The sequence below is a fragment of the Nicoliella sp. ESL1113 genome, from assembly GCF_058509245.1.
The window spans coordinates 339,835-359,846 of record NZ_CP196387.1 but is presented as its reverse complement, the minus strand read 5'-3'; the positions used below and the strand labels follow the sequence as shown (position 1 = coordinate 359,846).

At 42.9% G+C, this 20,012-nt stretch carries 18 protein-coding genes; 5 read left to right on the top strand and 13 right to left on the bottom strand.

Features of this window, described 5'->3' with window-relative positions:
* Positions 1-29: 29 nt before the first annotated feature.
* Positions 30-278, bottom strand: coding sequence for an acyl carrier protein (locus ACSYTJ_RS01335; protein ID WP_219054050.1), 249 nt, complete (start codon positions 276-278; stop codon positions 30-32).
* A gap of 30 nt (positions 279-308) precedes the next feature.
* On the bottom strand, positions 309-1,292 hold the full coding sequence (locus tag ACSYTJ_RS01330) for a beta-ketoacyl-ACP synthase III (protein WP_491719972.1): 984 nt from the start codon (positions 1,290-1,292) through the stop codon (positions 309-311).
* Positions 1,293-1,663: 371 nt separating this feature from the next.
* On the opposite strand from ACSYTJ_RS01330, the gene ACSYTJ_RS01325 reads away from it, so the two are divergent.
* Positions 1,664-3,406: a phospho-sugar mutase gene (locus ACSYTJ_RS01325; RefSeq protein ID WP_491719971.1), complete on the top strand. Its 1,743-nt coding sequence runs from the start codon at positions 1,664-1,666 to the stop codon at positions 3,404-3,406.
* Between the two features lie 106 nt (positions 3,407-3,512).
* Entirely contained in the window at positions 3,513-4,262 is a 750-nt protein-coding gene (locus ACSYTJ_RS01320) for a hypothetical protein (RefSeq protein ID WP_491719970.1), read from the top strand.
* Positions 4,263-4,302: 40 nt separating this feature from the next.
* On the opposite strand, the gene ACSYTJ_RS01315 is transcribed toward ACSYTJ_RS01320, so the two are convergent.
* From ACSYTJ_RS01315 to ACSYTJ_RS01295, 5 genes are all read right to left on the bottom strand, one after another.
* Positions 4,303-5,142, bottom strand: coding sequence for a CAP domain-containing protein (locus tag ACSYTJ_RS01315; protein WP_491719969.1), 840 nt, complete (start codon positions 5,140-5,142; stop codon positions 4,303-4,305).
* 117 nt (positions 5,143-5,259) lie between these two features.
* Positions 5,260-6,081, bottom strand: coding sequence for a KxYKxGKxW signal peptide domain-containing protein (locus ACSYTJ_RS01310; protein WP_491719968.1), 822 nt, complete (start codon positions 6,079-6,081; stop codon positions 5,260-5,262).
* Positions 6,082-6,287: 206 nt separating this feature from the next.
* Positions 6,288-7,457 (bottom strand): KxYKxGKxW signal peptide domain-containing protein, encoded by a 1,170-nt coding sequence (locus tag ACSYTJ_RS01305; RefSeq protein ID WP_491719967.1) that lies wholly within the window; start codon positions 7,455-7,457, stop codon positions 6,288-6,290.
* Positions 7,458-7,684: 227 nt separating this feature from the next.
* On the bottom strand, positions 7,685-9,661 hold the full coding sequence (locus ACSYTJ_RS01300) for a KxYKxGKxW signal peptide domain-containing protein (protein ID WP_491719966.1): 1,977 nt from the start codon (positions 9,659-9,661) through the stop codon (positions 7,685-7,687).
* A 147-nt stretch (positions 9,662-9,808) separates the two neighbouring features.
* Positions 9,809-11,890, bottom strand: coding sequence for a KxYKxGKxW signal peptide domain-containing protein (locus ACSYTJ_RS01295; protein WP_491719965.1), 2,082 nt, complete (start codon positions 11,888-11,890; stop codon positions 9,809-9,811).
* Between the two features lie 98 nt (positions 11,891-11,988).
* Between ACSYTJ_RS01295 and ACSYTJ_RS01290 the strand changes: the two genes are divergently transcribed.
* Positions 11,989-13,209 (top strand): DUF2075 domain-containing protein, encoded by a 1,221-nt coding sequence (locus ACSYTJ_RS01290; RefSeq protein WP_491719964.1) that lies wholly within the window; start codon positions 11,989-11,991, stop codon positions 13,207-13,209.
* A 2-nt stretch (positions 13,210-13,211) separates the two neighbouring features.
* Positions 13,212-13,436, top strand: a complete 225-nt coding sequence (locus ACSYTJ_RS01285) for a hypothetical protein (protein ID WP_491717067.1) — start codon at positions 13,212-13,214, stop codon at positions 13,434-13,436.
* A gap of 34 nt (positions 13,437-13,470) precedes the next feature.
* On the opposite strand, the gene ACSYTJ_RS01280 is transcribed toward ACSYTJ_RS01285, so the two are convergent.
* Together ACSYTJ_RS01280 and ACSYTJ_RS01275 are read right to left on the bottom strand one after the other, a co-directional pair.
* Positions 13,471-14,016, bottom strand: a complete 546-nt coding sequence (locus ACSYTJ_RS01280) for a TetR/AcrR family transcriptional regulator (RefSeq protein WP_491717066.1) — start codon at positions 14,014-14,016, stop codon at positions 13,471-13,473.
* A 17-nt stretch (positions 14,017-14,033) separates the two neighbouring features.
* Entirely contained in the window at positions 14,034-14,582 is a 549-nt protein-coding gene (locus ACSYTJ_RS01275; RefSeq protein WP_491717065.1) for a TetR/AcrR family transcriptional regulator, read from the bottom strand.
* Positions 14,583-14,799: 217 nt separating this feature from the next.
* Between ACSYTJ_RS01275 and ACSYTJ_RS01270 the strand changes: the two genes are divergently transcribed.
* Positions 14,800-16,053 carry a DUF5776 domain-containing protein gene (locus ACSYTJ_RS01270; RefSeq protein ID WP_491719963.1) on the top strand — a complete coding sequence of 418 codons (1,254 nt, stop codon included), beginning with the start codon at positions 14,800-14,802 and terminating at the stop codon, positions 16,051-16,053.
* Between the two features lie 101 nt (positions 16,054-16,154).
* Here ACSYTJ_RS01270 and ACSYTJ_RS01265 read toward each other — a convergent pair whose 3' ends face one another.
* The 4 genes from ACSYTJ_RS01265 to ACSYTJ_RS01250 all read right to left on the bottom strand — a co-directional run bounded on the left by ACSYTJ_RS01265 (position 16,155) and on the right by ACSYTJ_RS01250 (position 19,972).
* Complete coding sequence (locus tag ACSYTJ_RS01265) at positions 16,155-16,682, bottom strand: DUF5776 domain-containing protein (RefSeq protein WP_491719962.1); 528 nt, start codon at positions 16,680-16,682, stop codon at positions 16,155-16,157.
* A gap of 94 nt (positions 16,683-16,776) precedes the next feature.
* The gene (locus ACSYTJ_RS01260) at positions 16,777-17,499 is read right to left on the bottom strand and encodes a hypothetical protein (RefSeq protein WP_491717062.1); all 723 of its coding nucleotides are present in this window, start codon (positions 17,497-17,499) and stop codon (positions 16,777-16,779) included.
* 78 nt (positions 17,500-17,577) lie between these two features.
* Positions 17,578-18,279, bottom strand: a complete 702-nt coding sequence (locus ACSYTJ_RS01255) for a class A sortase (RefSeq protein ID WP_491719961.1) — start codon at positions 18,277-18,279, stop codon at positions 17,578-17,580.
* Positions 18,280-18,349: 70 nt separating this feature from the next.
* Complete coding sequence (locus tag ACSYTJ_RS01250) at positions 18,350-19,972, bottom strand: ABC-F family ATP-binding cassette domain-containing protein (RefSeq protein WP_491717060.1); 1,623 nt, start codon at positions 19,970-19,972, stop codon at positions 18,350-18,352.
* Positions 19,973-20,012 lie beyond the last annotated feature (40 nt).

Sequence of the window (20,012 nt, the reverse complement as noted above, 5' to 3'; positions counted from 1 at the left end):
ATCAAACCCTCCTAATTGAAGAAAGCTAATTAGTTAGCGTCAACTTGGCTAGCAACGTAATCAACTAATTGTTGAACAGTTGACATGTCGTTGTCACTATCGATTTCGATATCGTATTCATCTTCTAATTCGTCGATGATTTCAAAGATATCTAAACTATCTAAGTCAAGGTCTTCCTTGAAGTTAGTGTCTAACTTGATGTCGTCAGCCTTTACATCATCAGTTTGGTCTTCTACGATTGATTTGATCTTGTCGAAAATTGCGTTCTTGTCTGCCATTTTTAATTCACTCTCCATAAAATTTAAATTCTAATATTTAATTACAACAGTTCCGGTCGTTAAACCGCCACCAAAGCCGGTCATCACTAGGATGTCCCCACGGTTAATTTTACCATCTTCCACCAATTCAGCGAGTAAAATTGCCTCGCTGGCAGCGGAAGTATTTCCGTATTCATCGATATTGATCGGGAAGCGGTCGTTAAATGGTAATTTCAGCTTACGGGCAACGCTTTTAACAATGCGTTGGTTCGCTTGGTGTAAAATAAAAAAGTCCACATCGGATAACTTAAGGTGTGCCTTAGCTACCGCCTCACGAATGGATTCTGGGACCCGCCGAATCGCGAAGTCAAATACGCGATGGCCATCCATGCGCAATGGCAGGTCAGATTGAACGGCTCCACTCGCAAATGGCGAATGGTTCGCAATCTTCCCCATTGTCAGGGCATCCCCATCAGCGCCATAGGTATTGAGCTGACTGCTGAGGAATTGGCCAGGCGTCTCAGTCGCACGGTTAGTAACTAACAAGCCCCCCGCACCATCACCGAACAATACGGCGGTCGTGCGATCGTGCCAGTCGATGAGCTTGCTTAATGCTTCACTCCCAATCAAGATCCCAGTGGAATCAGGATGGGTCGCAAGCAGCGCATTCATCACATCTAACCCGTATGAGAAGCCAGAACAAGCAGCGCTAATGTCAAAGGCTAAGGCATTATTAGCCTGAATTTGGCCCTGCACGGCTGCTGCAGTCGATGGCATTAATCGATCACCAGACATGGTGGCGACCACGATAAAGTCAACGTCCTCTGGGCTAACGTGGGTCTTCGCTAATAATTGCTTAGCTACGTTTGTCGCAAGCGAGGTGTTGGTCTCATCTGTCACCACATGGCGTCTTTTGATGCCAGTCCGTCGACTGATCCATTCATCGGAAGTATCCATTATTTGAGCCAGATCATCATTAGTTACCACTTTATCTGGAACAGCCTTAGCGGTAGCCATAATTGAAAAAGTACTCATAATATCTCCTTAATATCCATTTGTCATAGTGACCCAATCGTCACCATGGATGTCTGATGTTTCAATATCTATGATATCTCAATCAGAAAAATTGAGCCAACTAAAATTTGCTAATTTAATTGACAACGATACATTATAACATGAAAATACCTATTTTATACAATCTTTCCGATGAATCCATTAATCTTAATAATGTGATACATAATAAATTATGTAACATCTAGATTATAAATCACTTAAGTTCCCGTATATTTTCTTAATTCGCCACCGCTAGAATTGACTTAAATTCTGGATTTGAATTATAATTTTAAGTGTTAAATCAGCAAACAGTTACATACCGCTAAAGCCTACTAAAGAGAGGAATCAAACACATGGATGAGAAGATTAAATCAATTTACGATCAATGGCACGCTGAAGCAGACATGCCGGTGAATTTAAAACGTGAATTAGATGCAATGCAAAATGATGAAGCAAAAATTGAAGATGCGTTCGGTGCGACCCTATCATTCGGGACCGCCGGAATGCGTGGAATCATCGGGGCCGGGTTGAACCGAATGAACATCTATACCGTCCGCCAAGCAGCCGAAGGATTGGCAATGCTGATGGATCAATTAGATCCTGCTGACAAGGCGCGCGGGGTCGCAATTAGTTTTGACCCCCGTTATGGATCGCGCGACTTTGCGTACACTTCGGCCCAAGTATTAGGAGCACACGGCATCAAGTCATTTATCGTTGACGATATCCGCCCCGTCCCAGAACTATCATTTGCCGTCCGTCATCTCCACACCTACGCTGGAATCATGATCACCGCTTCGCACAACCCTAAGCAATACAACGGCTTTAAGATCTATGGTGAAGACGGCGGCCAGATGCCACCTAAGGAATCGGCCATCATTACTGAATCCGCCCACAAGGCTAGCGACCTCTTCGCAATTCAAACTGCTGACATTCATGACCTGCGTGAACGAGACCTCCTAAGCGTCGTTGGGGAAGATATCGACTTAGCATATTTAAATGAAGCCAAAAAGGTCAATATTAATGAAGAATTAATTCAAAACGTCGGCAAGGATTTGAAGTTCGTATACTCACCACTACACGGTGCGGGCAAGAACATTGGACGGCGGGCGCTTTCGACTGCTGGGTTCAAGAACTTCGAAATGGTGACCGAACAAACGATTGCTGATCCAGAATTTCCAACGACCCCCCATCCTAATCCAGAATACCGTGAAGCATTCGACCTCGCCATCAAGCAGGGGAAGCAAGTCGGCGCTGACATTTTGATCGAAACCGACCCCGATGCCGATCGATTAGGTGCAGCGGTCCGTCAACCAGATGGCGAATACAAGTTAATGACCGGAAACCAAATCGCGAGTGTGATGTTGAACTACATCTTGCAAGCTAAGCAACAGCTTGGCACGCTGCCTGAGAACGGGATCATCGTGAAGTCGATTGTTTCGACTGAACTAGCAACTAAGATTGCTGAACATTACAATGTTGATACTAAAAACGTGTTGACCGGCTTCAAGTACATCGCAGAACAGATCAAGTTGTTCGAGGAAAACCAACAACACAGCTTCTTGTTTGGGTTCGAAGAAAGCTACGGCTACCTCATCCGCCCATTCGTTCGTGATAAGGATGCGATTCAATCCACGATGATGCTCGCCGAAGTCGCCGCCTACTACAAGGACCGTGACATGACGCTATACGATGGGCTCCAAGAAATGTATCAAAAATATGGTTACTTCGAAGAAAAAACGATTTCTAAATTATTCGAAGGCCTGGACGGGCAAAAGCAGATGGCTGCGATCATGGAACAACTCCGTGATGACCCAATGACTGCATTTGCTGGTGAACACGTGGCTGCGATCGAAGACTTCGCGACCGCCATGAGAACCTTTGATAATGGCAAGCAAGAAGAAATCGACATGCCTTCCTCAAACGTTTTAAAATACTGGCTTGCTGATGGTTCTTGGATCACGATTCGCCCTTCTGGGACCGAACCAAAGGTGAAGTTCTACGTAGGGGTCGAAGATGAATCAAAAGACCAAGCAATGGCGCGGCTCGATAAGTACGTCAAAGCGATCCATGAATTAATCGCACAGTTAACTAAATAATCATTTTCAGGCCACCAGTGCAGCGACACGGGTGGCCTTTTAATTTGTCAATCACAATTATGAATGATATATTAATTAATGAATAAAAATTAGGAGATGTACATATATGAAAATTAAAAAAATGTTATTAGCGGGGATCTTGTCAGTTAGTTTAATCGCTCCCACCGTATTAAGTGCAATCGAACCCACTACCACTGTCAATGCTGCTAAGAAGCATAAAAAGGTAGTTAAAAAGCACCATAAGAAAGCAAAGAAGGTCAATAAAAAGAAGGTTAATAAGAAGAAGCATAAGGCTACCCCTGCTGTTAACACTAACTCAAATGACACCAACAGTGATAATTCGAATACTACTAATAACACTAGCAGTGATAATTCGAATACTGCTAATAACACCGATAGTAATAATTCGAATACTACTAATTCAGCAGATCAGTTTGCTAATGATTACAATAATTACAATGAGATTACTGAAGACCATCCAGAGGCCTTTGGTAACTATAGAACTAGTAACCCTGACCCATACGCTACGGAAACCACTGATAACCCTAATTATAATCATGGCAAATACAGTGATATTTCGGCTTCACTCAATGACATTGTTAGTGATATGAATAATAATAATCAATATTCAACCCTTGATACCGTTAATGCGCAAATGGCAGCCCAATCATTATACGTTGCCTTTCGAAATCGCTTTTCAGCTGATGAAAACACCAAGTTATCGAACATGCGTGATGCATTAACGAATAGTGCGATCGACGTAGGCAGCAGCGATTCACAAAGCACCGCCCAATGGGATAATTTAAAGGTCTTCTTCTCTGAAATGGCTAATGCAATTGGCACCCTGCAAAATTAATTGAATCATGAACACAAAAGCTGGCAGCCGCCAGCTTTTTTTATTCAAAAACATATGCGATTAATAACATTCCCTTGCTAGACTCAATGCCGACCCCAATCTTAGTGTAGTGCGAAGTTAAAATATTATTCCGATGGCCCCACTGTGATGGCCCACTATCTTCATACAGCATTGCATTCAGGTTTTGGATTACCCCCTGTTGAACGGATCTGCCGACGTAATCTGGCGTTTTGGCCACGTTCTCGCCGAGGTGATTAACTAAGTTGGGATAGCCCAGTTGACTGGCCACTTGATAACGATACGGATACCCCTGCTCATTATTATGATTAGCGGTCGTAAATAACTGATTTGCACGCACGTTAGCGATTCGATTCAAGGCGTAATCCCACTTCAACTTACTAATCCCATGACTTAAGCGGACGTAGTTAATGTAGTTAAACGCTGCCTTAGCGACCTGAGAGTATGATTGTGGTTTCCTGTTCACAAGATGCTTTAAAAAACCGACTGGGTGTAGGTCTTGATTTTGGACCCAGCCCCGCTCGCGATTAGCAAATTGAACGTAGTAGTACTTCACCCCCCACGACGCTAATTTTTGGCGCAGTAATTTGACCTTGAAATCAGATAAGTTCGCAATCACATTGTTATCAAGTGCATTCGTGGTATCAGTTTCGTTTTGGGGAAAATTAGTCAGGACGTAGCGATTATTATCACTATTGTATTGATAGGTTTTCCCGTTTTTTAGGTTCGGTAGATACTGACTAGCCATTGAGGGATAAAAAACGGTGGTTGTTTTAGCCCGTGCAGTGTCTTGGTAGCTTGCGATTTCAAATAATGAAGTAATAATGACGATTGATAGCAGCATTGAGGTAAATTTTTTCATGAATAGCATCCTTAATTTATGATTTAAGTTTATTTTACAATAGCTTGGCAAATTGAACAAAAAAGAAGCGGCTGGCAACCCAGTCGCTTCTAGAAACAAAATATAGTTTAGTAGGAATTATTTAGCTTTTTTTGCAGAAGTTTTCTTAGCCTTTTTATTAGTTGTTTTGGCTTTCTTAGTGGTCTTTTTAGCTTTCTTGGTGGTCTTTTTGTGATCCTTAGCGTAAGCTTTTTCGACCTTGTTGTACTTCTTTTCGGCAGCCTTGAATTTCTTTTCAGCAGCAGCCTTAGCCTTCTTAGTCTTAGCCTTAGCGACTTCCTTCTTAGCCTTATCTACAGCCTTCTTAGCTGCATCGACTTCTGCCTTAGTAGTCTTTTTGGTCTTCTTTTCAGTAGTGTCTGTGGTCGTCTTAGCCTTTTTAGCTTTCTTGGCCTTGTGGCTAGTAGTAGCTGATGAGCTTGTGGCGGTTGATGATGCACTAGATGCTGTAGTTGAACTTGCAGAAGAAGCGGTCGAACCATCACCAGAGAGCTTGCTGACACTATTAGCATAACTTACGTAACCGCTAGTAGAAGCGGATGATGTTGATACTACAGTGTTACCAGAATTATTGTCTGACCCTGTTTTAGTCGAACTATCATTTACTGAACTTGAAGGATTATTATTAGCTGATGATTGAGTGGAAGCGCTAGATGATGGATTGGAAGTAGTAGATGATGCAGATGAAGCACCTGATGCTGCAGATGATGTAGTTGAATCTGCACTACTACCATTTGAACCATCAGTAAGAGAAACAGTATGAGCAGCATCAGGAGCAGCCGATGCCGTAAATGGAGTTGCCACAAATGCAGTAGCGAATGCAGCAGTCATTACCAATGCAGCAACCCACTTTTTACCAGATTTATAAAGACGATAATGTTCTTTGTTAGTATTCTTCATAGAATTACCTCCTCGATATTTACGCATCTAAATTATGTAACTAAACTATATTTTGTACCTATATACTAACACTAAGAATTTACAATGTATAGTTTAAAGTTTACAAATATATTGATAATCAGGATAAAAAAAAGAGCTAATCATGAAAACATGATCAGCTCAATCAAAAATTAGATTATTTTAATTTACTTAGATTAAATAAAAGATTAACCCTTGTATGACTTGTAAGCCTTGTTGTAAGCCTTTTCAGCAGAAGCTAACTTCTTTTCTGCAGTCTTCTTAGCCTTTGAAGTCTTAGCAGCCTTAACAGCCTTCTTGGCAGCGTTAACAGCCTTCTTAGCCTTGTTTACTTCAGCCTTAGTAGCCTTCTTTTCAGATTCAGCCTTGAATACTGGCTTGTCTGAAACCTTGTCTGGCTTGATTGGTGCTTCATATTGTGGGAAATCAGTTGATGGCACAAATGAAGTAGCTGATGATGAAGTAGCACTTGATGCAGCACTGCTAGTTGCAGAACTTGCTGAAGAAGTTTCACCAGATAACTTGTTGTTGTTTGCGTTAGCGTAGTTAACGTATCCAGCAGTCTTAGCGTAAACAGATGCAGCTGAGCTAAATGCTGAACTTGCTGAACTTGCAACAGAAGTAGCAGATGTTAAAGTATTTGCTGCTGCTTGTGAAGCGGTATTTAAAGTAGAAAGAGAACTACCTGATAATACTGGAGCAGCTACATTATAAACAGAGTTTGCAGATGCTGATACTGAATTAGCAGAAGAAACAGCTGCTGATGCAGCAGAAGCAGCTGCTGATGCTGATGCAACTTCTGAAAGAGTAGCACTGCTACCTTCACTTGCTACTGATGCAACAACGGAATTAGCAGAACTTGCTACAGATGATGCAGAAGTTGCGGCATTTGCAGCATCTGCTAAAGCGTTTGTTGCAGCATTTGATGCTGATGTAGCAAAGGCTGATGATACAGCTGATGATGCTGATGATACAGTTGATGATGCTAATGATACAGCTGATGCATCTGATGATGCCGATGAATCTGTTGATGATGATGCTGCTACAACTGATGCTGCTGATGATACAGCTGATGCTGCTGATGATACAGCTGATGATGCTAATGATAAAGCAGCACTTGTTGAATTAGAATTAACATTTGTAGCAGCTGTAGTAGCATCTGAAGCTGCAGAATTTGCAGCCTTAACAGCATCTGAAGCTGAAGTATCCGCATGTGCAGTCACCGCAAATGGTGCGTTAACGTTAGCATTAGTTGCCACGTAACCGAATGATACTAAAGCTGCAGTAGTGACCATTGCTGCAACCCACTTTTTACCGGACTTGTAAAGACGGTAGTGTTCTTTGTTAGTGTTTTTCATAAGAAAAAACCTCCTAAAATTTCTATATAGAATTATATAATCTAGGTTTATGTAACCAAACTATATCATGTCTATATGATATCACTATCTGAAAAAAATGTATATAATTGTATTTGTAAAATTATTGTTAAAAAACCGCTGTATAGCACATTATCCAATAAAAAATCCGTTTCCAAAAATAAAATTGGAAACGGATTTTCTGTACGAAAATAATGTATCTGATCGAACTATTTTTGCCGCTTGTATAATCCAAACAAGGCAGCTGAAACCACGAGCATTGATAAACCGATCAATGCGGTTCGTTTAGCAACATTGCTTTCACCAGTTTGTGGTAATTGCTTAGCATTTGACTGCGTCCGATTAACCTGTTGGTGATTAGTAACACTCGTTGTTTTAACATTCCGCAGGTGCTTTACATTCCCGTTGGTCCCCTTTGTTGTTTTAACTGACTTAGGTTTGGTTTTATCAGTATCAGTAGTCGTTTGAGTTTGCTTTTGATCATCATGAGGCTTCTGGGTGGAAGTATCACTAATAACTGGCTTTTCTGAAAGTGAATCGGGTTGGAGCGGTGCTTCCGAGTCTGGAAAATCAGTCGATGGTACATAACTAGTTGCAGATGAAGCAGGCGTCGATGATGGAGATGCACTAGTCGATGAAGGCGTTGATGATGCTGAACTAGGTGTCGCAGCCCCCGATAGCAAGTTCCCAGTTGATTTGACATATTCTACGTAACCTGATGAGTTATTATCAGTGGTCGTCGTAGTGGTAGTCGCTGGACTAGCCGTCGGTGCTGGAAATGCTGAATTATAGCTAGAAACCATTACATTATATAGATCCGATAAACTGCTATCATTGCTACTAATATCATTTGATGATAACGATGATAATAAAGAACTTGCGTTTGCTTTATCGGCCCCTGAAGGCGCTTTGGCAATGGCGGCAGAAGCAGCGGCAGTTGCACTAGCAATCGTACTAGTAGCAATACTCTCTTCTGCTTTTAACGAGTTATACACACTAGTCACTTGTGACTTCGCTGCAGAAGCTGTCGATTTATCCGTTGCGGTCGCATTGTTACCTAGTAGAGCGACACTTGCCACAACTGAATTGGCACTACTAATAACACTGAATGTTGATATTTGATCATTTTCGAATGAATTGATCAAGTTAGCTACTGAGGAAGCCTGTGCGGTGGCTGAGAATAACGATGCAAATTCGCTTTGAACGGCACTGTTTGAACTAACAACGGATTGCACAGGTTTACTTAAAGTATTAAATACACTTGATAGTGAATTAAAGGTTGCTTGCGCAGAAGACTTTTCACTTGAATCGGCATTGGAAACTGCTACACTGGCATCGCTTTCAGCCTGAGCAGCGGAACTTAACGCTGCACTAGCTGCATTGGCTGCACTAGCTGCCGTGCTAGTTAAACTATATGCATTTGAAACGTCACCACTAGAAAGATCGTCCAATGAATTCTTGGCACTCGTCACAACGGACTGGGCAGTGCTGACCGCTGTGGCAGCGCTACTAATGGTGCTACTAGCAGAGTCAACTACTGAGGCAGCACTATTGGCAGTACTAGTTGCTGAATATGGCAGGCTTTGGAGACTTGCTAACACCGCTTCCAAAGAAGCAAATTCAGATGATTTAGAATTTGCATCACTTGTTAAAGTAGCAACCGCACCGGAAGTTTTAACATTTGTACTTGAAGCACTGGTGTAGCTTGAAGCACTCTTTTCATCAGAAGTAGCTGATGAAGCATATGTACTTTCGACACTGGAAGCGCTATTGTATGAATCCTTTGCTGAGTTAGCTGCATTGTAATAGCTAGCTACTACTGGTTGAGCACTCGATTGATAACTTTCGGCATCAGACAATTGAGAACTGGCAGAGTAGCGACCACTGTTACTAACGGCAGTCGAGGCATTTGCAACATAGCTACTAAATGAACTTACCGCATCGGAAGCGGCACTGCTTGAACCAGCAGCATCGGAAGCGGCAGTGGAAGCGTTATCAGCAGTGGATGTAACGTCTGAAACTGTTACGTCTGCTTTAGCCACCGCAGTAGCAAATGGCTTAGCTGAGGTATTATCGTTAGCTACATAGCCGACGGACACGACCGCAGCAGTCATGATCATTGCGGCAACCCATTTCTTACCAGCCTTATATAAACGATAGTGTTCTTTATTGGAATTTTGATTCATATTAACACCCTCCTTAACATTTTATAATTTAATAATATCACTAGTATTATTAAAACAAAATTAATTCATATCATTATTTTGTAAAAAATATGTAATTTAGATAATAAAAAAACCAGTCTCTAAAAGACTGGTTTTTAAATGGATCGATTATTGATCCTTATATGCCTTGTTAAGGGCTTTATATTTCTTTTCTGCGGTCTTCACTCTTTGCTCAGCCGTCTTTTTAGCCTTAGTGGTTTTAGCCTTAGCTAACTTTTGCTTAGCCTTTGTAACAGCATCCTTAGCCTTCTTAACCGCTGTTTTAGTCACCTTGGCATGCTTATTGGACTTTTTAAAGACTGGCGAATCTGAAACTTTATCAGGCTTAACCGTTTCTTCATATTGTGGGAACGTTGTTGATGGGACAACGCTAGCAGCTGATGAAGATGCGCTCGTGGATGATTGCGTTGCTGAGCTAGCCGAGTCATTCCCAGTTGATGAGGCAACGCTTAATCCTCCTGACAATTGGTAACCGTTAGAATGAACGTAATTGACATAGCCACTATCAGCTGATGAAGAAGCCGTTGAGGTCGTTGATGAAGAAGCCACTGCATCAGAATGAGCTAGGATCGAGCTTAATTCGCTTTGGGCCGCACTATTGGCAGTCGATAGTGATGAAGCAACGCTAGCTGCTGAAGATAATGCAGTCGCAGCCGATGCGAGGATCGATTTAGCACTGGCTTGATCTGACTTTGCGCTAGTCTTAGCAGCAAAATCACTGGCAGCGGAATATGCACTATTGGCAGCACTGAAGGCAGCACTAGCTGAAGCGGCGGCATTAGCGGCATCGCTACCGGCAGCTACGGCGACCGCAACGTTAGAGCTTTCCGCACTCTTGCCGTTCTTATCGACCAATGACCCGACACTAGCGATCACTGAACTGGCACTGCTTACTGCTGAAGATGAGCCTGGAACGGCTGCACTCGCTGAACTCACCACGTTAGAAGCACTCGTGGCAGAACTAGTTGCAGATGAAGTGTCTTCAGTATTTTGAATCGAATTCCAAGTCGATTGCAGTGAATCATTCACACTCGATAGTTGAGCGGCCGTACTGGAAGCGGATGCCACTGCCGATGATGCTGATGCTAGGATCCCCTCAGCAGAACTCTTGTCGGGGTTGCCAGCCGTTTGTGAAGCAGCAAATGCACTGGCTGCAGAATATGCACTCTCGGCTGAAGCTAACGAACTAACTGCTGATTGGTAGGCACTCGTAACGCTGTTCGCTGAACTAGCAGCACTAGCGGCCGCATCGACTGCTGCACTGTTCGAACGCTTCCCACTGTTGTTCACAAGGGTAGCGACGCTATCGACCAGGCTGGCTGCACTGCTGACACTGCTTAGTGCATTGCTAGGGGCATTCACGACTGCATTGCTGGCCAATGCGGATGCACTATTGGCAGAGCTCGTGGCAGGATATGCTGGGGCAGTATTAAATGCGCCCAGGCTATTGTTGAAACCATTCCGATCGCCAATCGCACTATCGCGAGCAGAAGCAGCTGGGGAATATTGATTACTGAAGAGTGACCCTAAAATGCTTTCGGCCGTAGATCGATCGGCGCCCGATGCATTGGCACTAGCGTATGAGAATGCTGATGCATATGAATTATAAATGTTTGATACTAGTGAATCGGATTCGTTATTGACGCTATCAACGCTCGCTAGTAATGCAAACGCACTGTTAACGTTATCATTTTCATATGCTTTTCCCTCTACGGAAGTTGCTGCTCTAACACTAGCAACGTATGAACTAGCACTGCTGGCAACCTTTGCGTTAGCAGAAACCGTAGCACTAGCCGAAGAAGCGTAGCTAGCGACACTATTGGCGGAATCAGTGGCTGGGGTGTCAGAAACTTCTGCGATCCGATATGATAATAAATCGTTATCAGCGGCTACGTTGGCAGTCGTATCGGAACTACTGCTTTGCGTAGTAACGGCATCGCTGCCAGTAGACTGACTAGCACTAGTTGATTGGCTAGTGGTGGCAGCACTACTTGCGGATTGATCGTCAGCACTGCTTTGGCTTTGAGTCGAATCAGCCCTGGCCACTGTCGTTCCAAAAGTATCTGAAACGTGATCGTGCCCTGCGACATAGTCGACAGACACAACGGCAGTCGTCATGATCATCGCTGCAATCCATTTTTTCCCGGATTTGTATAATTTGTAATGTTCCTTATTTGAATTCTTTTTCATAGATAAGGACCTCCTTAATATCTTATACTATTATATGACATATTTAGTATAATTTTAAATATATTGTAGCCAAATCTTTTATACAGGAGGGATTATTTATGACTAATTCAACCGTTGATAAGCTCCTTGCTGATCACCATCACCTCACTGCCGAACAGCAGGCAATGATCAATGGCATCAAGCAATTTACAATTGACCATATTAATGATCAAACCCACGCCGTTTACGTCATTTATGGCGATGCTGGGACCGGCAAAAGCGTCATCTTAAGTCAATTATTCTATGATTTTCAACAATTAGCAGCTGCTAAACAGGGGCCGCTCTCCAATACCCACAATTATTTTTTGGTGAACCATCCCGAGATCCTAAAGGTCTACAAACAAATCGCTGGCAAGGAAGCCCACGTTTTAAAAAAGCACTTCAATCGCCCGACCTCGTTTATTAACCAGATGGCTAAGCGAGATGGGCATGCTGACATCACGATCATTGATGAGGCGCACCTGCTGCTTTCTAGGCGCGACGCATACAATAATTTCTACCAAGATAACCAGTTGAGCGAAATTATCAAGCGTTCTCAAGTTACGATCTTAGTCTTTGACCACCGCCAAGTGTTGCGGACCAAGAGTTTTTGGACCGATGCGCGGCTGAAGAAGCTGATTGCTCCCTACACCGTGGGCGAATACCACCTGACCCACCAGTTTAGAATGAACGCTAGCGATGGGTTGGTAAAATGGATCAATACGTTCACTGATGGGACTTTGACCGAGTTGCCACGCGACTTAGGTGCTGACTATGACTTTCGGATCTTTGACGATGCCGAAGCAATGCGCAAACTAGTGGTCAAACAAAACGAGCGCGTCGGCCTATCGCGGATCGTTTCGACCTCTGGTTATCCATCGACGCTTGACGGTGGTAAACACTACGTCGTTGAAGGCGATTTTAAAATGCCCTGGGACCAATATAATTATACCCAGACCCCGTGGGCAGAAATTCCCGCGACCATTAATGAAGTCGGTTCGATGTTTACTTGTCAGGGATTTGACCTTAACTACGTGGGCGTTATCCTGGGGCCGCCGATCAAGATCGATGAAAAAGACCACCTCTATGTTGACCTCAGTAAGTTTACTGACGTCGAATCACTGAAGAAGCGTAGTGACATCACCGATCCGAAGGTATTTGCTAAGGTCAAGCAGACGTTAGTGCTCAATTCGGTGAACGTATTGATGAAACGCGGGGTCAAGGGGCTGTATGTCTTCGCCCATGACCAGCAATTAAGGCAGCGCTTAGCACAGATTTGGCACGCCCACCAAGTTGATTAATCATGTATAATAAAGACAAGATATTAACTAGGCAGGTGAATGCATTGGGTAAGCTCAACTTTTTACGAATCGCGTTGGTCGTGGTGGCCGTGATCTTGTTAATCCACTACGTCTTCTTGACGCATTATTTTTCTGACAGCTTCAATACGATCTTAGAAATCATTCTTTCAGCCGTCGAAATCATCTTGATTTATGCCTATGTAAAGGTGCTAAGAAATAAGCGATGACAAAAATAAGATTGCTACATAATATGTAGCAATCTTATTTTTTAGCATCCAGTAACTTTGATTCTAGTAACTCTTTGAAGCGTTTTTGGAATTCTTTCTCATCCATTGGAATTAAGCTAGAAATCCATAGTGAAATAATTAAATTAACATATTTAATGAATAGCCGCACGTGAAAAAGATCATCCTCTGGGAATAGCTTTTTCATAATGCGCAGGTAATGAATTTCTAGGTAATGCTGCCAAATTTCGTTTACATCAGTACCATTGAGAACTCGAATCTGATCACGGTTCTTATAGATGATCGGAATCGCAGTCTTGCTAAAGATTTCCACGAATAGCTCTGGTGTCAGTTCCTTATTCTTCTCATGCCGATATTTGTCCACGAAACCATGAATTAATTCACGATCGATTTGACATTCGGAATATTTAATAATGTCATCCTTACTATGAAAATGATGGTAAAAAGTCCCCTTGGCCACATCGGCTTCATTAATAATATCAATATTAGTAATATTCAAAATTGATTTTTGATTAATCAAGGATAAGAATGCATTAACAATTTTTTGTTTTGAATTTGCCATGTAATCAATCCTTTTCCTTAAATTAAACCCGTAATTGTTTGTTTATACAGTTGATCAAAATCCGCAATGAACTTCTCTGGATCCTCAGGATTGGGTTCTGTAATCCAGGATTCAATAATGATCACAATGTAGTTCAAAATAATATTCACATTCTTAGTCGATATGCCATTGTGCTTGGCTTTAGCAGCAACAAAGGATTTAAAGACTTCAATCAATGGATTTTCCCAAATGTGATTTAAAGTACATTCACTCAGAACCATAATTCGGTCTGAATGGGCATATAAGAACGGAACGCTCACCTTGGCAATGTCTGAGATTGCCTGTTCCATGTTCAAATTAGCAGCATTTAATTCAGCGAGTCCATCCCGAATCGGTGCCACTAACTCATGTTCAATCTGCACTTGAATATAATCTAATATATCCTGTTGGCTTTCAAAATTGTTATAATATGTGCCTCGTGAAATGCCAGATGTATTAATGATGTCATCGTTATTAACGTTCAATAGCGAATTATCGCGCACCAATTTTAAATATGCATCTGCAATCATATGTTTAGTTTTGAGCATCAACTCACCCCGCTTTTTTTAGGAATCCCTGCATATTTATTACAATTATGCAAAAAATACTTACGACTTATTATAACAACATATCTTGTAAAAATTAATGATTATTACGGAATTTTTACTTTTAAAAAACCGTTTTGTAAAGAAATATTGATAGTATTTAAATAATGATTGTGTTATAAATGATTTAAGTATTAATTATAATAAGGAGTCCTTAATTATGAATAATCAAAAATCAAACCCACAGGAACGTAAAGTTCTCCACAAAGTTAAAAAACAATGGCTCGTATTATCATCCGTCGTACTATTAGGAATGGCAGCTGGCGTTAGCGTCAACGCCAATGCTGATAGCACGACTAGTTCGGCCGCCACGACCCAATCAACTGCCAGCGATAATACCGCAGCTGGTTACTTAGCCAACACAACGGTGTTTAGTAACACCGTTTCTGGTGCTAACAATAGCCTGGCTGCTCAAGTATCGATCGTAAATAGCCTTGCGAGTGCTGCTTCGACAGCCGTTAGCCAAGCCCAACGCGGTGCTAACACTAATATCAGTGCTAGTTATGATGCTTCTAACGCTGCGAGTGCATACTCCACGGCAGCACTCATCAATACCACTGCCAATAATTTAGCATCTGCAGGACAAGCATTGAACGCCCAGATCAGTGTTGCCGTTACGATTGCTAGTACTGCTACGACCACAGGCGGTAACATTGCCGATGGATCTAGATCCGCTAGCCTTGCATCATCTGCCTTCACCCAAGTAATGGCTTACCTAAACAGTGCGTACGGCTTGGTCCCAAGCATGAGCAGTGCCACTAATTTGGTATTAGGGCTTGCCAACAAGTCGATCTCAGAAGCAAGCAGTAGTTCGACCAGTGCGACGAGTTCAGTCGCTAGTTCGACGACTTCCAGTGCATCATCAGCTAGCTCTTCAACCGCTAGTTCAGCAAGTGCTAGTTCGGCACAAAGCAGCAGTGCCACTAGTAGTAGCGCTACTAGCGTTCAATCCAGTGCCAGCTCAGCTGCCAGCAGTAGTGCATCGACTACCAATAGCCAAAGCAGCAGTGCGAATAGTACCAGCAGCGATGCTGACGATACCCAATCGGCCGAAGTTGCCAGAGCAAAGAGTCGGGTCAAAAGTGCTAAGAAGGCCCTCAAGAAGGCTAAGACCAAAAAGGCCATCAGTAGCGCTAACAAACGTTTGAGCTCTGCTGAACGAGGCGTGCTCATCGCTGAAAATAACTATAATGAAGATTACTACTACTCATTTGATGGGACCTTCAAGACGATTACCACCAAAAAGAATCTTTACACTTACAGTAACCAACACCTCGTTAAGAAGTATCGGCTCAAGAAGGTTAAAAAAGGCACGACCATTACGGTTAAAAAGATCATTACCTCTGATAATTCATCCGTCTTCGAAGTTACTGGTAACCAATACATTACTGGGAAAAAGAGTTTTATTAAATAACCATAAATCACTTATTTTTGCAAAGTCGTTTTTGACAATTGTTAAATTATACCACAGAAATGAAAGCGCCCCTAAATTTTTTCAATTTAGAGGCGTTTTTATTATCGAATCTTATTAATTAATGTTTTGAGGCCTGTGATAAAGTGGTGGTTAGCGATCTCGATCCGTGTCGTCTTACCGTAGTGAATAATCCGATTCACTTTCACCTTGGTCCCACGCTTTAGTTGCCCGATGTGGTGCTGGCTAGTAAAGCGTTTGTTGTTATAAACGTTGACAGTTTGAGCCACTTTTACGTAGTCACCAACGCGGTCAAAGTCATAGTAGTAACGCGCGTTGTATAACTTGGCTAGCTTTAAGTAGGTCTTTTCGGCAGAATAATACTTGTTCAGATCATGGCGCTTCTTCGATGCCGCCTGATTTCTGCTTGATTGATAAGTCGCCGATAACCCCTGATGCTTTGAATCAGCTTTTAAGGTCGCAGTGGCTTGGTTAAGGTTAGCCTTGGCTTGCGCAACGGTTTCCGTTTTGGCATGGGCGATCGGACCGTGGTTTCCATTGATCAGTCCGAATGCCAAGCCCGTTGACGCTAACAGCGCAATTAGCAACTTATTTTTTCCAATATTTTTCATTCATCTCACCTAAATTCCTTATTGCCCCCATTATAGCAAATTGAACGTAAAAAAGCTCAATTCCGAAAGTAATCGAGCTTTTTGCGTAATTGAATTAACTTAATTTACTAAAACCACCACTTAAGCCGTTCAATAGGTTCACAATGTTATTCCATTGTTGGTCCCGTGCGCTGGCAGTCGTGCTACCGTTCGCCCAGTTTTGTTGAACCTTTGAAGCAGCGTCTGAAATGACTTGGTTATCATAAGTGGAGAAGCGGCCCTTGAATGCTTGGGCTAATTCTGAAGCTTGTTGTTGGAAGACCATTACGGCCTTGTTCCCGAAGTTAGTATTATCGTAAGCATCGGTCGAACCCATGTCAGAAGTGATCGCATTTAATGAGTCACGGTAGTCAGTGTAGTTCCCATTGTTAAAGCGTGTCCCTGCCCCGACAGTGTAACTATTCTGCGCACCTGGGTTAGCGTAAATCCCTAGTGAGCTAACGGCATTATTGAATGCGGTTTGGTCATTATTAACAGGCGTCGTTGCTGGTTGGGTATTGTTATTCGCAGTCGTCGTCGTTGATGGAGTCGTATTTTGGTTCTGGGTGCTAGAAGGGGTGGTATTTACAGGCGTTGTTGAATTGTTCTTTTTAGCCTTTTTAGCCTTCTTGGTCTTCTTAACCTTCTTATGGTGCTTGACCTTGGTATGTTTCTTAGCCTTATGCTTCTTAGCAGCATTAACAGTTACTTGCGCCTCAGTATTGAAGGCTTCTAAAACGGTCGGTGCCACTAGCATTAGTGATAAGGCGGTCATTAAAAGCGTCTTTTTCATTTTCATATATGTACATCTCCTTAAGAATTATCATAATTAATATAGCATTTTCTTAAGGAGAATTCAAAATGTTTTTGATACTAATTAATATCCAGCTAAAACATTATAGTTATTAGTCTTTTGATGCATCATCTTGACAACGGATGCGGGGGCCTTGTTCAGACTCATCGTTTGTAGTAACCGCCCGCGCAGCAATAGCCGCTTGCTTCCGCTATCGTTACAAGTGATCAACGTGAGCAGTTTTTGCTTGGTATTATCGACCACGCTGACTGCGTAGGGACTGATGATCTTACGCTGAGTGATCTGGTATTCATAGACTTTATGCATATCAGTCAAGTAGACCTTCATCCCCACTTTGCCCTGATTGTAAAATGGCGAGAACAACGCCTGCTTGTTGATCATATGGTGACCAGCTAGCGCATAATTACCCTCCCCCATCTTTTGGTCCGCTCGCATCGTTCCCGCAGCGAGCATCAGCGTTTCATTATCGACCCCGAGGCCAATCGGTAAGTGCAAATTGATCGAAGGCGCGATGATTTGCCCAACGAGTTTAACGTTTTTAGCATGCAAGCGGGCGTTGATGACTTGATTCATCGTGACCGCCTTGACTTGATTCATATTATAGTTGGCCTGCTGAGTCCGTTGTTGATTAGCTTGGACCTCTTTGCGATTGATCGTCGGCCGATACCCAGCGACCAATGCGGTCTTGATGGGTTCAATGCTTAACATTGCAAGCCCCGCGACCAACAAGAGGATCGCGGCCCATAGTTGCCACTTTTGCTTCATTATCCATCAACTCCATTGAAATCATTATAAAACAAAAGGGAGTAGACACCAAATGCCAACTCCCGATTGATTAGTAAAGTTTTGCAACTTGTTTTTGAATATCTGCGTTGTCCAAGAAATCGTCGTACTTGGTCTCAGCCCGTTCCACGATCCCCTTATCAGAAACTTCGATGATGTGATCAGCAATCGTTTGGATGAATTGGTGGTCATGGGAAGTAAAGATGATCGAGCTTGGGTATGAGATCAAGCTGTCGTTCAATGCGGTGATCGATTCCATGTCCAAATGGTTAGTCGGATCATCGAACAAGAGGACGTTGGCCTTTTGCAACATCATCTTGGAGAGCATACAACGCACCTTTTCACCCCCGGATAAGACGTTGACCTTTTTATCAACGGCTTCGCCAGAAAAGAGCATCCGTCCTAAGAAGCCACGGATAAAGGTATTGTCGCTTTCATCCTTTTGGGCGTATTGGCGCAACCAGTCCATGATCGAAAGGTCGCTGCCGTCGAATTCAGCATTGAAGTTCTTAGGTAGATATGACCGTTTCGTCGTTTGCCCCCAGGTAACGGAGCCCGTGTCTGGTTGCATCTCACCTGCGATGATCTGCATTAACGTCGTGGTCGCCAAGTCATTGCGACTGATAATGGCGGTCTTTTCACCTGGCCGCAACGTAAAGGTCACGTTATCTAAGATCTTGACCCCATCGATCGTTTTGGAAACCTTGTCCACACGCAACAGGTCGTTACCGAGGTCGCGTTCCTTTTCAAAATTAATGAATGGATACTTCCGTGAAGACGGCTTGATATCGTCCAGGGTGATCTTATCAAGCTGTTTCTTCCGTGAAGTCGCCTGCTTGGACTTGGAAGCATTGGCACTAAAGCGGGCGATAAATTCCTTTAGTTCCTTGATTTGATCTTCTTTTTTGGCGTTGGAATCAGCACGCATCTTGTTGGCGAGCTCGCTGGATTTCAACCAGAAGTCGTAGTTCCCAACGTACATTTGGATCTTTTGGAAGTCGACATCACACATCATCGTACATACTTGGTTCAAGAAGTAACGGTCATGGGAAACGACGATCACGATGTTGGGGTAGTCAGCCAGGAAGTTTTGCAACCATTCAACGGTGTGGTTGTCCAACCCGTTGGTCGGTTCATCTAATAATAAGATGTCGGGCTTACCAAAGAGGGCTTGGGCGAGTAAAACCTTCACCTTTTCCCCCTCGGTCAATTCACTCATCTTTAAGTCGTGCATCGATTCTGGGATCCCCATGCTTTGCAGGAGTTGGGAAGCCTCTGATTCGGCATTCCAGCCGTCCATTTCGGCAAATTCGCTCTCGAGTTCGGCAGCGCGGACCCCGTCTTCATCGGAGAAATCGGGTTTAGCGTAGAGGGCATCTTTTTCCTTCATAATCTCGTAGAGCTTTTTGTACCCTTGAATCACCGTGTCCAAGACGGTGAACTCTTCGAATGCGTAGTGATCTTGGTTCAAACTAGACATCCGTTCGTGTTCGCCAATCGAGATATTACCACTAGTGGGTTCAATCTTGCCTTCAAGCAACTTTAAAAATGTTGATTTACCAGCACCGTTGGCACCAATCACCCCGTAACAATTACCGGGCGTAAATTTTAAATTAACATTTTCGTAAAGCTTCTTACCAGAAAACTGAAGTCCCATGTCGCTAACTGTAATCATATTTTTCCCTCCATACAATGGTGTTTACATAACAAAGCGC